Origin of the sequence: Curtobacterium sp. ME-Dv--P-122a, assembly GCF_030209645.1 — a bacterium.
In the GTDB taxonomy this organism is placed as follows: Bacteria; Actinomycetota; Actinomycetes; order Actinomycetales; family Microbacteriaceae; genus Curtobacterium; species Curtobacterium flaccumfaciens.
Genome location: NZ_JARVRO010000006.1, coordinates 351,897 through 364,626 on the forward strand (window position 1 = coordinate 351,897; position 12,730 = coordinate 364,626).

A 12,730-nucleotide genomic window follows, 5' to 3' on the forward strand; every position below is an offset into this window, starting at 1 on the left:
CACGACCGAGACACCGGGGCAACGCAGCCCCCGTACCGTTGCCGCATGACCGCGCTCGACCGTGCCATCGCCGACCCGCCACGGGTGCCGGGTATCGGCACGCGCTCCCCCGTCGACGGGCTGTCCCGGCGGAGCATCGGCCCGGTCGACGTGCTGGCGCAGTCGGTGTCCGCGGTCGCACCGTCGGCGGCGGCCACCACGATCCCGGTGCTCGTCGCGACCGTCGCCGGGCAGGGCGCGACGTGGTCCCTGCTCGCCGCGATGGCGCTGTCGTTCCTGGTCGGACGCACCGTGAACCAGTTCGTCCGACGCGTGGCGGGCACCGGCTCGCTCTACACCTACGTCTCGCTCGGCCTGGGGCCGGCGGCCGGTGTGGTCGCGGGCGCCGCACTGCTGCTCGGCTACGGGTTCATCGCGATGTTCTCGCTCACCGGCAGCGGCTACTACCTCGACTACCTGCTGTCCCGGTTCGTCCCGACGGCCGGCACCGGCTCCCTGGTCACGGTCGTGGTGATCACCGCCATGGGTGCCGCGGTGTTCGCCGTCATCGCCCTCGGGGTCCGGTTGTCGACGCGCCTCACCCTGCTCGTCGAGACCCTGTCCGTCGCCGTCATCGTCGTGCTGATCGTCGCCCTGGTCGCACGGCTGCAGCCCGTCGACACGTCCGCCCTCGCACTCGGCCCGACCGCACCGGCGCCCTTCGCGGTGGGCACGGCGCTCGCGGTCACCGCCTTCGTCGGGTTCGAGAGCGCGTCGGTGCTCGGCGTGGAGGCCCGGCGCCCGTTCCAGGCGATCCCCCGCGCGATCTCGTGGACCGTCCTGGTCGCGGGCGTGCTCTACGTCGTGAGCGCTGCCGCCCAGCAGACCGGGTTCGCCGCGATCGGCGCCGACCTCGCCACGAGCGCGTCGCCGGTCAACGAGCTCGCCACGGCCTTCAGCATGCAGTGGGTCGGGTGGGCGCTCGACCTCGGGATCGCCGCCTCGTTCGCCGCGTGCGCGATCGCCTCGACGACGGCGCTCGTCCGGGTGCTGTTCGCGATGGGCCGTGAAGGGGTGCTGCCGGCCGCGCTCGGGCGGGCGTCGCCCCGGTTCCGGACACCCTTCGTCGCAGGCGTGCTGGCGTGCTCGGTGCTGACCGCGCTGCCGGTCCTCGGGCTCCTCACCGGCATCCCGACCTGGTCCCTGATGGAGGCCGAACTCGTCGTCGCGGCACTCGGGTACCTGACGGCGTACGCGATGACGTGCTTCGCGGCTCCGGTGTTCCTGCGACGCATCGGCGAGCTGACGACCGGGGTGGCGACCACCGCGGTGACGACCGGTGTCCTGCTCACCGCCGTGCTGCTCACCTACGCCGGGGTCGAGGCCGCATCGCCCCGGTGGCCGGCCGTCGTCCTCGCCGTCGGGGCGGTCACCGCGGTCGTCGTCGCGTTCCTGGTGGCGACCCGTCGGCGACCCTGGCGACGGGGTCGGAGCCGGGCGGTGTACGACGTGCCGGTCGAGGCGGACCTGCTGGGCGCCTCCCGGTCGTCCGCCGGACCCGGCCACGGGACGGGGGTGCGGTGAGCGAACCCGGTCTCCGCGCGCGGCAGCCGAAGGCGATCCAGAACGCCCTCGCGGTGCTCGAGGCGGTCGCGCACGCCGGGCCCGGCGTCACCGCCCAGCAGATCTCGGACGCGCTCGGGATGCCGCGGGCGACCACCTACCGGCTCATCACGCTGCTCGTGGAGGACGAGTACCTGGTGCGGCTGCCGGACCTGCGCGGCTTCGCACTGGGGCACAAGGTCTCGGAGCTCGCCGGCGTCGCCCCGGCCGCGGCTCCGTCGGTCCCACCACTCCCCCGCGCCGTCCGGTCCGTGCTGTCCGACGTGCGCTCGGCGGTCCGCGCCGGGGTGCACCTGGCCCGGTACGACGCCGACGGGATCTGCGACGTCGACGTCGACCCGGACTTCCCGCTCCTCGACGCGACCGCCCTGCGATCGGCACCTGGGTCGAGCGCGATGGGGCGGCTGCACGCGGCCGGCGGCGCCTCGGCATCGCAGGTCGGTGCCTTCGTGCGGGGTTTCGGGTGCCTGGCACTGCCCGTCCGCGGCGAGCGCGGTGAGCTCGTGGCGGGGCTGACGTTGTCCGCGCCCGCGGCCCGGGTGGAGTCCCCTGGCCAGGCCCTGGTGCACCTGCGGACGGCGGTCGCGCGGCTCGAGCCCCTGCTCGGCTGAGTTCTCGGCGTCCTCCGAGCGATCTCTTGGCACTCGCCAGGGTCGAGTGCTAAAACGGTGGCAGTTGAGTCGAGGGGACTCAACGAGAACCACGAAGGAGTTGATTTCGATGACGATGAACTTCGATCCGTTCCGCGAGCTCGACCGACTCGCGGGTTCGCTCCTCGGCACCGCAGCCGGTCCGCGCTCGATGCCGATGGACCTGTACCGCACCGGGGACCACTACGTCCTCGACGTCGACCTGCCCGGCATCGACCCGGGCTCCGTCGACATCGACGTGGACGGCTCCGTCCTGACCATCCGCGCCGAGCGCACCCTGGGCGCGCCCGAGGGCTCGCAGTGGCTCACGCGTGAGCGCCAGCCCGGCACGTTCGTCCGGCAGCTGACGCTCGGCGACGGCCTGGACGCCGAGCGCATCACCGCCGGGTACGACAACGGCGTGCTGAGCGTCACGATCCCCGTCAAGGAGTCCGCGAAGCCGCGCAAGATCGCCGTCACCGTCGGTGGCGCGTCCGAGCAGCTCGCGGTCGGCTCCGGTGCCGCCGGTTCCGGCCCCGCCGCCGAGTGAGGAGCTGAGCGATGACGTCCGTCCTGCTGAACGCGGTGGTCGCGGTCCTCGTCGTCACCGCGGCGCTCGCGCTGACGAGCCTGGACCGGCGCACCGCCCTGCTCCTCGGGGCCACCGGCAGCCTGACCGGCACGTTCCTGACCTGGGTCGCCGCGCCCCGGCTGTTCGAGCAGTCGCTCCTGGCGCCCTGGGTCGCGGCGGTCCTCGGCACGGCCCTGCTGATCGCGGGGTGGAGCGCGGTGCGCGCCTACTCGGGCATCTTCGAGGTACCGCGCGACGAAGAACCCGAGACGGGGGCGCTGATGACCGTGGGCGGGTCCGCCCCGTCGGTGCGGTGACCACCTGACGGACAGGAGGCCCGGTGCACGTCGTGCGCCGGGCCTCCTGTCATCCGTCGGTCGCGTGGGCGACCGACGGGACTACTCCTTGTTCAGCTTGTCCTGCACCAGGCCGGCCGTCTTCTCGACGACGTTCGGCAGCTCGGTGGTGCCGTAGAGCCGGACGTCGGGGTGCGTGGGCGGCGGTATCGGGACCGAGGTGGTCGGGCCGTCGTGGTACGAGTACTCGCCCTTGCCGTCGAACGAGGGGCCACTCGCCCACGGGCCGTTCTTCGCCTCGGCACCGTCGGAGAAGTTGAGGTACTGGTAGTTGACCTCCTGGTTCTCCTTCGACTGCGGGAAGTTGCTCGGCACGGGGAAGCCCTCGACGCCCTTCTCGCGCAGCTCGGCGGCGGCGGTCGCCCACATGTTCTGGTGCATGGTGTCGCGGGCGATGAGGAAGGACAGCAGGTCCCGCACGCCGTGGTCGTCGGTCATGTGGTAGAGCCGGGCGGCCTGCACACGACCCTGCATCTCGGCGTTCTCGTTCGCCGTGAAGTCGGCGAGCAGGTTGCCGCTGGCGGTGATGTACGAGCCCTGCCAGGGGTTGCCGTTGCTGTCCACCGGGCGGGCACCCGCACCGGCGACGATCGCGTGCTGGACGTCGGTGCCGCCGACGATCGCGGCGACCGTGGGGTCGTCCTGCAGCGCGTCCTCGGTGATGCCGAGCGGGGACTTCTCGAGCAGCTGCGCGATCATCGTCGCGAGCATCTCGACGTGGCCCATCTCCTCGGCACCGATGCCGAACACCATGTCGCGGTACTTGCCGGGGATGTGCATGTTCCACGCCTGGAACTGGTACTGCATGGCGACGGAGATCTCTCCGTACTGGCCACCGAGCACCTCCTGCAGCTTGCGGGCGTAGATCGCGTCGGGCTTGTCGGGCGTTGCCTTGAACTGCAGTTCCTGCTTGTGGAAGTACAAATCGTGCTCCTTCGTCTCGATCGAGCGATTGCACGGCCGATGGTTCGCCGGGGGCACTGAGCGGCCGTCCAAGGTGGCCGGATCACGCAGAGGGCGTCCCGGATGCGCCGTTCCACGGTTCCGGGTCCACCGTCGGCTTCACCCGGCAGGACGAGACCCTTCGGTCGGCCGCCCGATGCCGTCGGCCGTCCGGTTGCGCAGGCTGGGAGCATGCAGACCTCGACCAAGCACACGATCGCCACCCTGCTGCTCTGCGCGGCGATCGTGGTCGCCACCGTCATCGCGCTGATGGCCATGGCTCCGCCCGCGTGACGCCGGCGGGGCATGGGAGGATCGCTCTCGTGACCGAACGGGGCAGGTTCCTCCGGCCGCTCGCCACCCGGTCGATCGTCATCGACGTGGCCTGGGCGGTCCTGGCGGCGTTCGTCTTCCTGCTGCCCATCGACCTCGAGCTCGAGCACGCGAGCCTCGCCGCGGTCCTGTCGGCCTCGGTGGCGATCGCCCTGCGCCGCATCTCCCCGTCGGCCGCGATGGCCATGGTCGTCGTCCTCGGGGTGATCCAGGTCGGCGGCGGCGAGCGCCCGTCGCTGGTGGACCTCGCGCTCTTCGTCGTGATCGGCACCGCCGCCGTCGTGGGCACCCGCACCGAGGTCGTCGTCTCCGGCGTGCTCGCGGTCGTCGCCGGAGCGGGGGCCACGGTCTACCTGGCGTCGACCGGCTTCCGGTTCCTCGTGCTCATCAACGGCCCGCGCGACCAGGCGTTCCTGGCGATGGCCGCCCCGGTGACCGCGCTGCTCGGGGTCTGGGCGGGCGGGGTCGCCGTCCGGGCTTTCCGCTCCCGCGACCGCGAGTCGGAGCGCCGTGCCGATGCCGAGGCCGCAGCATCGCGTGCCGAGGCCGTCGCCACCGAGGCCGAGGCCACCGCCACCCGCGCCATCGACGTCGCCGAGTCCGAACGCATCCGCGCGGACATCGCCCGCGACGTGCACGACGTCGTCGGCCACTCGCTCGCGGTCATCATCGCGCAGGCCGACTCGGTGCCGTTCCTCGACGACGAGGCGCGCATCCGAGCGGTCAGCGCCACCATCGCGAGCACCGCCCGCAGCTCCCTGGTCGAGGTCCGACAGGTCCTCGGGCACATCGACGGCTCCGCCGAGGCGACCGGCCCGGGTTCGCTCGAGGAGATCGTGCAGGGCATCCGCGACGCCGGGGTCGACGTCGACCGCACGGTGCGCGGGGTCCCGCTGGCCCTGCGCCCGGACACCGGCACCGCCGCCCGCCGCGTGCTGCAGGAGATGCTCACGAACGCCCTGCGCCACGGCGCCCCCGGCAACCCGGTCGTCGTGCGGGAGACCTGGCGGAACGCCGACCTGGTGCTCGAGGTCGAGAACGTCGCCGGAGACGGCACCACCGCCGGCTCGGGCCGCGGGATCGACGGCATGGACTCGCGCCTCGGCACCCTCGGTGGGTCGTTCGACGCCGCCGTGCTGGACGACGTGTTCACGGCACGCGCCCGCATCCCGTTCGACGTCCAAGGGGGACCCGTCCGATGACCGAACCGATCAGGATCCTGCTCACCGACGACCAGGCGCTGTTCCGCGCCGGGCTCCGGGTGGTGCTCGACGCCCAGGAGGACATGCGTGTGGTCGGCGAGGCCTCCGACGGGGCCGAAGCACTCGCACTCATCCCCGAGGTGCGCCCCGACGTGGTGCTGCTCGACATGCGGATGGCCGGCATGGACGGCGTGGAGACCGTCCGGCAGCTCTACTCGGGTGCCGTGCCGGGCCCGCTGCCCCGCGTCGTCGTGCTCACCACCTTCGGGCTCGACCCGGCGGCGGCGACCGCGATCCGGCTCGGCGCCAGCGGGTTCCTGCTCAAGGACACCACGCCGCCGTTCCTGTTCGCCGCGGTGCGGGCCGTGCACGAGGGCAGCTCGGTCATCGCACCGAACGACCTCGCGCAGCTGTTCGGCACCGACGTGGCGCGGGCCCCGGCACCGCAGCCGCCGGAGTTCGCGACCCTGACCGAGCGGGAGCGCGTCGTGTTCGGGTGGGCGTCCCGTGGGCTCTCGAACGCCGAGATCGCCACCAGGGAGTACGTGACCGAGTCGACGGTGAAGACCCAGATCTCGAGCATCCTCGGCAAGCTGTCGCTGCGCGACCGGGTGCAGCTCGTCGTCTACGCACACGACCACGGGCTGGCGGGCACCCGCGAGGACTAGTCCGCGGCGATCCGGTCGAGCCACTCCGCGAGCATCGTCCGCTCGGCTGGCGACAGTCGATCGAGCCGGGGCGCTGCGGCACGGAGCGTGATCGCGGCGCTCGTCACGGCGTCACGCCCCCGGCCCTGACCACCCGGGGCCGCGCCGCCGTCGTCCGTCGTCGGCCCGCTCGGCACGAGGATCCGCCCGAGCACCGCGTCGAGGACGTCATCGGCGAGTGACGGGTCCCGCTCGTCCGCCGGAGCAGCAAGGATCGCGAGCACCGCACCGGTGCCGGCCGCGTGCACGAGCTCGACCGCGCGGTGTTCCGGCACGGCCAGTCGTCCGGCCTCGGCCACCCGCTGGATGCGTTCGGCGAGCAGCGCGGTACCGGCGCGGGCGGCTGCCGACCGACGGCCGCGCTCCGGGTCGCTCAACAGCACGAACAGGTCGGGGTTCGCCAGCCCGAAGCCGATCGTCATCGACCACCCGGTGCGCAGGTCCTCGACGGGGTCGGTCGCCTCGTCACGAGCAGCCCGGACGGCGTCGGCCTTCATCGCCGAGAACGTCGCCATCGCGTGCTCGGCGACCGCTTCGAGCAGACCGTCCTTGTCGCCGAACAGCCGGTAGATGGTCGGTGCCTGGACGCCTGCGCCGTCCGCGACCGCCCGCGTGGTCACCGCCGTGGCGCCGCGTTCACGCAGCATGGTGCCGGCGACCTCGACGATGCGCGCACGCGTCTCGTCGCGCTGGCTTCCCTGCTCGATCACGGAACAACGATAACGGATCTGTGCTATCACTGTGTTACCAGCGATACCGATGCGCTGTTTCCACCGATACGGAGAAGTCATGATCGTCATCACCGGGGCCACCGGAGCCCTCAACGGCGCGACCGCCGACCACCTGCTCGAGCACCTCGCGCCGTCCGACCTGGCGGTGGTGACCCGTGATCCGGCCCGAGCACAGCGGTTCGCGGACCGCGGCGTCGAGGTCCGCAGCGGCGACTACGCCGAACCGGAGACCCTGCCGGCGGCCTTCGCGGGCGCCGATCAGCTCCTGCTCGTCTCGTCGAGCGACCCGGCCGCCGACGCCGTCGCGCTGCACCGTGCCGCGGTCGACGCAGCCGTGGACGCCGGCGTCGGCCGGGTCCTGTACACGAGCCACCAGGGCGCCGCGCACGGTTCGCCCTTCGTGCCCGCCGCGCACCACGCCGCCACCGAGGACCTGCTCCGCGACTCCGGGCTGCCGTGGACGAGCCTGCGGAACGGCTTCTACGCGCACAGCGCCGCCTGGATGACGGGACCGTGGCAGGAGACCGGCACGGTGTCCGTCCCCGTCGACGGTCCGGTGTCGTGGACCGCCCGCGAGGACGCCGCCGAGGCAGCCGCCGCGATCCTGCTCGCCGATCAGCCGTTCGACGGGCCGGTGACGCTCACCGCTCCGGACGCGCCGACGTTCGCCGACCTGGCTCGGCAGGCGTCCGAGGTGTCCGGTCGGACGATCGGGTTCGAGGCCCTGGGCGAGGACGAGTGGCGTGCCCGTGCGCTGGCCGCGGGGCAGGACCCGCACATGGTCGGGTTCCTGCTCGGCATGTACCAGGCCGCCGAGCGGGGCCTGTTCGCCGGCACCGATCCGCTGCTCGGCGAGCTGCTCGGTCGCGCCCCACGGCCGGTCCGCGACCAGCTCAGCTGAGCGCCGCGACCTCGTCGAGGATCGCCTCGACCGCTGCGGGGTCGTGGGCGAACCGTCCGAGGAACAGCCCGCCGATCCGGCCCCGCCCCCGCGTGAGCAGGCCGGGTCCGGCACTGCCCCCGTAGAGGACGGTGCTGCCGTGCAGCTCGGGCCGGGTGGCGAGGTGCTGCTCGATCCCGTCGAGCACCGCCACGATGTGGTCGTCCGGCGCGGGTGCCGGTGCGCCGATCGCCCACACCGGTTCGTAGGCGACGGTCAGGGGGCCGGCGAGACCGTCCGCGACGGCGGTCGAGACGGCCCGGTCGAGCTGCGCGGTCACCGCCGCCACGGCCTCGGTCGGATCGGAGGCCCGGTCCGGCTCCCCGACGCAGACCAGCGGACGCAGGTGGTTCCGGAACGCCGCGTGCACCTTCCCCGCGATCGTCGCGTCGTCCTCGTGGAACAGGGAGCGCCGTTCGGCGTGCCCGATCTCGACCAGGTCGACACCGATCTCCCGCAGTTCGGCGCCGGAGACCTCGCCGGTGAACGCGCCCGCGTCGGCCCACGACAGGTCCTGCGCGGCGAGCTGCACACCGGTGCCGGCGAGCAGGTCACGCACCGGGACGAGGGCCGGAAACGTCGGCGCCACGAAGAGCGACGCCGCACCCGAGCGCACCGCGGGGTGCCGCCGGGCGATGTCGGCGACTTCGGCCGCCCACGACAGCGTCCGGGCGTGCGAGAAGTACGTCTTCAGCGACACCCCGACGGTGATCACGGGGCGACCGTCTCCACGACGAGGGCGAAGGACAGCGCGCCGGGGTCCGCGGTGCCGACGGCCTGGTCGGCGTGCGTGCGCGCCCGGCCCATCTTCGGCACGAGGGACTCCGTGGCGTCCGCGGCTTCGCGGGCGGCACGGACGGCGTCGCCCCAGGCCTCGGCGAGCGCCGCCCCGGCGTCGAGCCGGGTGCGGAGCACCTCGTCGAACGGCACCAGGGCGTCCACCATCGTCTTGTCGCCGACGGTGGCGCCGAACGCGAGCACGGCCTCGGTGGCCGCGCGGACCCCCTGCGCGACGGTGGCGCCAGACGGACGCGAGTCGTCCCCGACCACGCGACCCAGCGCCTCCAGGGCGGCACCCCAGATCGCACCGGACGTGCCGCCGGCCTTGTCGGACCAGGCGTCCGCGGCGATCAGCAGGACGGTGCCGGCACCGGCACCGCGGCGGACCGCGTCGGCGGCTGCGACGTCGGCGGCGTGCGATCCGCGCTGCATCCCGATGCCGTGGTCGCCGTCACCCGCGACCGCGTCGATGCGCCCGAGTTCGTCGGCGTGCTGGTCGAGGACGGCGCGGACCGCGGCGAACCCGGCGGCGACCTGCTCGGCGACCGCACGGGACTCGTCGGTCGCCGGGCCGATGCCGACGCCCTCGGCGTCCGCCGCCACGGTGGACGGGTCGACGCGCTGTTCGGCGACGGCACCGCCCTTGCGGTAGGCGGGGGTGTCCGCGGGTGCTGCCCAGAGGTCCTCGAGCTCGTCGTCGAGCCAGAACAGCGTCAGGGAGACCCCGGCCATGTCGAAGCTCGTGACGAGTTCGCCGACCTCGGGCTCCACGATGACGACCCCGGCGTCCGCCAGGCGCCGCTGCACCGAGCGGTAGACGACGAAGAGCTCCTCGTACTTGACCGAGCCCAGACCGTTCAGGATCGGGACCACCCGCTGGCCCTCGAGTGCCACGCCGTCGGGCAGTTCGTCGAGCAGCCGGGACACCAGCAGCTCGGCCAGCCCGTCGGCCGACGGCACGTCCGTCTCGTCGATCCCCCGCTCGCCGTGGATGCCCATGCCGACCGCCATCCGGCCCTCGGGCACCGTGAACAGGGGTTCCTCGGCGCCGGGCAGGGAGCACCCGGAGAACGCGACGCCGAAGCTGCGCGTCCGGTCGTTCGCCCGTTCGGCGACGGCGGTGACCGTGTCGAGGTCGTCCCCGCGCTCGGCGGCGGCGCCGGCGACCTTGAAGACGCAGAGGTCACCCGCGATGCCGCGGCGCTTCGCGCGGTCGTCGGCCGGGGCGCTCGTCACGTCGTCGGTGACGCGGACCGTCCGCACCGGGATGCCATCGGCCTCGAGTGTGCGCGCCGCGGCGTCGAAGTTCAGGACGTCACCGGCGTAGTTGCCGTAGCTGAGCAGCACACCGCCACCGTGCTCCGCGGCCTTCGCGACCCCGGTGACCTGCTGGGCGCTGGGGCTGGCGAACAGGTTGCCCATCGCGGCACCCGCGGCCAGTCCGTGTCCGACCAGCCCGCCGAACGCGGGGTAGTGGCCCGAGCCGCCGCCGATCACGACCGCGACCGTGCCGTCGGGGCTCGTGGTGGCGCGGGCGACGCCGCCGTGCACCTTCCGCACCCACCGCTCGTTCGCGGCGACGAAGCCGTCGGTCGCCTCGTCGGCGAAGTCCGCCGGGTCGTTGAACAGTCTGGTCATCGCTTGCTGCCCTTCGGGTCGGTGGTGCGGACGTGCGAGGTGTCGAGCAGTTCGTCGGCCTTGGCCCCGCGGAAGAACTTGGTGCAGAAGATCATCACCGCGGCGACGAACGCCAGGACGCCGAGCGAGACGATGCCGAACGCACCGCTGTCGGTGGGCACCACCTCGTTGATCGCGGTGCGCATGATCGGGGCGACGAACCCGCCGAGGTTGCCGAGCGAGTTGATCAGGCCGATGCCCGCGGCCGCCGCGGCACCGGTCAGGAACGCCGTCGGGTACGCCCAGGTGATCGGGCCGACGGCCAGGAAGCTCGCCACGGCCAGGGTGATGAACAGGATGCCGAGCACGGGCTGCCCGTTCGCACCCGCCCACGCGGACCCGAGGATCGACAGACCGGTCGTGATGTAGAACAGGGTGCCCCAGCGACGACGGCGTCCGACGGAGTCCGCACGCGACCCGATCAGGTAGCAGGCGACGAGCCCGACGAGCCACGGGATCGCGGACACCAGACCGACCTGCCAGCCCACGTCCTGGCCGAGCAGCGAGGACACCTGCTGCGGCAGGTAGAACGTCGTGCCGTAGACGGCGACCTGCAGGCAGAAGTAGATGATCGTGAAGTACCAGACGCGCCCGCTCGCCATCGCGCGCCAGATGCCCTTCGGGCCGTCCTCGCTGCGGGCGGTGTCCTCGCGCTCCATGGCCGCGGTGAGCGACGCCTTCTCGCCCGGTTCGAGCCACTTCGCCTGCTGCGGACTGTTCGTCAGGAACACCAGGGCCGCGATGCCCGCCAGCACCGCGAGGATCCCCTCGCCGGCGAACATGACCTGCCAGCCGTGGAACGGGGTGACCTGGTCGCCGACGCTGATGAGGCCGCCGGACAGCGGGGCGCCGATCATCTGCGAGAACGGCTGCGCCAGGTAGAAGATCGCGAACATGCGCACGCGCACCTTGTTCGGGAACCACTCGGACAGGTACATGATCACGCCCGGGAACAGCCCGGCCTCGGTCACGCCCAGGATGAACCGCAGGATGATGAACATCGTGTCGTTCGTCGTGAAGGCGAACAGTGCGGCGACGATGCCCCACGTGACGGCGATCCGGGCGAGCCAGAAGCGCGCACCGAACCGCTTGAGCAGCAGGTTCGACGGGATCTCGAAGATCGCGTAGCCGATGAAGAAGATGCCGGCGCCCAGGGCGAAGGCGGCGTCCGAGATGCCGCGGTCGACGCGCAGGGCCTCTTCGGCGAAACCGACGTTCGTGCGGTCGAGGAACGCGACGAAGTACAGGATGACGAGCATCGGCATGAGGTGCTTCGTCGCCTTGCCGATGGCGGACTTCAGGCCGGGGTCGTTCGTCGACCCGAGCGAGGGGGCAGGGGGTAGTGACACGGGTTCGCTCCTTTGCGAGCACGGTGCGGTCGTTCTGGCGTCCGGCGGTCGGTTCGGTCGTCCGGACGGGAGGCACGGATCGCGTCGCCCGGTCGGCGCGCGTTCCGTGGGCGGCTGGCCCTAGTGCATGTACAGGCCGCCGTCGACGTTGAGCGTCTGGCCCGTGACGAACCCGGCGTCCTCGCTGATCAGGTACGCGATGGCGGCAGCGATGTCCCGCGGGGTGCCGATGCGCGGCAGCACGCCGTCGGCGGCCATCTCGGCCTTCCGCTCCTCGGACAGGGTGCCGCCCATGATGTCGGTGTCGATCGGACCGGGGGCGATCGCGTTGACCGTGACGCCGCGTGGGCCGAGCTCGCGTGCCAGACCACGGGTGAGGCCGATCACGCCGGCCTTCGCCACCGTGTACGGGGTCTTGCTGAAGGTGCCGCCGCCGCGCTGGGCGGAGACCGACGACAGGTTCACGATGCGCCCGTAGCCGGACCGCACCATCGACTCCGCCGCCCGCAGGCTGGCGAAGTGCACACCGTCGAGGTTGATCGACAGCACCCGGTGCCACTCTCCCTCGGGCAGGTCGAGGTAGGCGTGCGCGGAGGAGACCCCGGCCAGGTTCACGAGTGCGGTGATCGGCCGGAGTTCGGCCTCGATCGTGTCGAAGGCCGCACGGACGGCGGACTCGTCGGCGACGTTCGCACCGACACCGACGGCCCGCACACCGTGCTGTTCGCGGATCTCGGCGGCGACCTGCTCGCTCGCCGTCTGGTCGAGGTCGATGATCCCGATGTCCCACCCGGCCTCGGCCAGGTGGTGGGCGGTGGCGCGGCCGATGCCCCGCGGTGAGGCGGCACCGGTGAGGACGACGGTGCGGTCCTGGTGCTGGCCGGCTGACTGGTTCTGCGTGCTCATGGTTC

General features: G+C 72.6%; 13 protein-coding genes. 7 read left to right on the plus strand and 6 right to left on the minus strand.

The features are described 5' to 3' along the window. The first annotated feature begins 45 nt into the window (after nucleotides 1-45). From QRN49_RS06550 to QRN49_RS06565, 4 genes are all read left to right on the plus strand, one after another. On the plus strand, nucleotides 46-1,563 hold the full coding sequence (locus tag QRN49_RS06550) for an APC family permease (RefSeq protein WP_284754656.1): 1,518 nt from the start codon (nucleotides 46-48) through the stop codon (nucleotides 1,561-1,563). Next, nucleotides 1,560-2,213, plus strand: coding sequence for a helix-turn-helix domain-containing protein (locus tag QRN49_RS06555; RefSeq protein ID WP_258370710.1), 654 nt, complete (start codon nucleotides 1,560-1,562; stop codon nucleotides 2,211-2,213). Before QRN49_RS06550 ends, QRN49_RS06555 begins: the two co-directional genes overlap by 4 nt. A gap of 109 nt (nucleotides 2,214-2,322) precedes the next feature. Beyond that, a complete protein-coding gene (locus QRN49_RS06560) occupies nucleotides 2,323-2,781 on the plus strand; it encodes an Hsp20/alpha crystallin family protein (RefSeq protein ID WP_284754659.1) in 459 nt (152 codons plus the stop codon). A gap of 11 nt (nucleotides 2,782-2,792) precedes the next feature. Further along, on the plus strand, nucleotides 2,793-3,119 hold the full coding sequence (locus QRN49_RS06565; protein WP_284754661.1) for a hypothetical protein: 327 nt from the start codon (nucleotides 2,793-2,795) through the stop codon (nucleotides 3,117-3,119). 81 nt (nucleotides 3,120-3,200) lie between these two features. Here QRN49_RS06565 and QRN49_RS06570 read toward each other — a convergent pair whose 3' ends face one another. After that, nucleotides 3,201-4,082: a manganese catalase gene (locus QRN49_RS06570; RefSeq protein WP_284754663.1), complete on the minus strand. Its 882-nt coding sequence runs from the start codon at nucleotides 4,080-4,082 to the stop codon at nucleotides 3,201-3,203. A 341-nt stretch (nucleotides 4,083-4,423) separates the two neighbouring features. Between QRN49_RS06570 and QRN49_RS06575 the strand changes: the two genes are divergently transcribed. Further along, nucleotides 4,424-5,635, plus strand: a complete 1,212-nt coding sequence (locus QRN49_RS06575) for a sensor histidine kinase (protein WP_284754664.1) — start codon at nucleotides 4,424-4,426, stop codon at nucleotides 5,633-5,635. Beyond that, nucleotides 5,632-6,303 carry a response regulator gene (locus QRN49_RS06580; protein ID WP_284754666.1) on the plus strand — a complete coding sequence of 224 codons (672 nt, stop codon included), beginning with the start codon at nucleotides 5,632-5,634 and terminating at the stop codon, nucleotides 6,301-6,303. Before QRN49_RS06575 ends, QRN49_RS06580 begins: the two co-directional genes overlap by 4 nt. Here QRN49_RS06580 and QRN49_RS06585 read toward each other — a convergent pair. Beyond that, nucleotides 6,300-7,052, minus strand: a complete 753-nt coding sequence (locus QRN49_RS06585; RefSeq protein WP_284754668.1) for a TetR/AcrR family transcriptional regulator — start codon at nucleotides 7,050-7,052, stop codon at nucleotides 6,300-6,302. The genes QRN49_RS06580 and QRN49_RS06585 overlap by 4 nt on opposite strands. 79 nt (nucleotides 7,053-7,131) lie before the next feature. On the opposite strand from QRN49_RS06585, the gene QRN49_RS06590 reads away from it, so the two are divergent. After that, entirely contained in the window at nucleotides 7,132-7,974 is an 843-nt protein-coding gene (locus tag QRN49_RS06590) for an NmrA family NAD(P)-binding protein (RefSeq protein WP_284754670.1), read from the plus strand. Here the strand turns inward: QRN49_RS06590 and QRN49_RS06595 are convergent. The 4 genes from QRN49_RS06595 to QRN49_RS06610 form a co-directional block, all read right to left on the minus strand. After that, nucleotides 7,967-8,728, minus strand: coding sequence for a triose-phosphate isomerase family protein (locus tag QRN49_RS06595; protein WP_284754672.1), 762 nt, complete (start codon nucleotides 8,726-8,728; stop codon nucleotides 7,967-7,969). The two genes, QRN49_RS06590 and QRN49_RS06595, sit on opposite strands and share 8 nt — an antisense overlap. Continuing rightward, entirely contained in the window at nucleotides 8,725-10,431 is a 1,707-nt protein-coding gene (locus QRN49_RS06600; protein WP_284754674.1) for a dihydroxyacetone kinase family protein, read from the minus strand. The genes QRN49_RS06595 and QRN49_RS06600 overlap by 4 nt, the downstream gene beginning before the upstream one ends. Next, entirely contained in the window at nucleotides 10,428-11,819 is a 1,392-nt protein-coding gene (locus QRN49_RS06605) for an MFS transporter (protein ID WP_284754676.1), read from the minus strand. Before QRN49_RS06605 ends, QRN49_RS06600 begins: the two co-directional genes overlap by 4 nt. Nucleotides 11,820-11,939: 120 nt before the next feature. Then, the gene (locus QRN49_RS06610; RefSeq protein ID WP_284754678.1) at nucleotides 11,940-12,725 is read right to left on the minus strand and encodes an SDR family NAD(P)-dependent oxidoreductase; all 786 of its coding nucleotides are present in this window, start codon (nucleotides 12,723-12,725) and stop codon (nucleotides 11,940-11,942) included. Nucleotides 12,726-12,730 lie beyond the last annotated feature (5 nt).

Bases quoted from the DNA above. Each gene is read 5' to 3' on its own strand.
- QRN49_RS06550 (WP_284754656.1), top strand. From the start codon at position 46: ATGACCGCGCTCGACCGTGCCATCGCCGACCCGCCACGGGTGCCGGGT.
- QRN49_RS06560 (WP_284754659.1), top strand. From the start codon at position 2,323: ATGACGATGAACTTCGATCCGTTCCGCGAGCTCGACCGACTCGCGGGT.
- QRN49_RS06565 (WP_284754661.1), top strand. From the start codon at position 2,793: ATGACGTCCGTCCTGCTGAACGCGGTGGTCGCGGTCCTCGTCGTCACC.
- QRN49_RS06580 (WP_284754666.1), top strand. From the start codon at position 5,632: ATGACCGAACCGATCAGGATCCTGCTCACCGACGACCAGGCGCTGTTC.
- QRN49_RS06590 (WP_284754670.1), top strand. From the start codon at position 7,132: ATGATCGTCATCACCGGGGCCACCGGAGCCCTCAACGGCGCGACCGCC.
- QRN49_RS06600 (WP_284754674.1), bottom strand. From the start codon at position 10,431: ATGACCAGACTGTTCAACGACCCGGCGGACTTCGCCGACGAGGCGACC.
- QRN49_RS06610 (WP_284754678.1), bottom strand. From the start codon at position 12,725: ATGAGCACGCAGAACCAGTCAGCCGGCCAGCACCAGGACCGCACCGTC.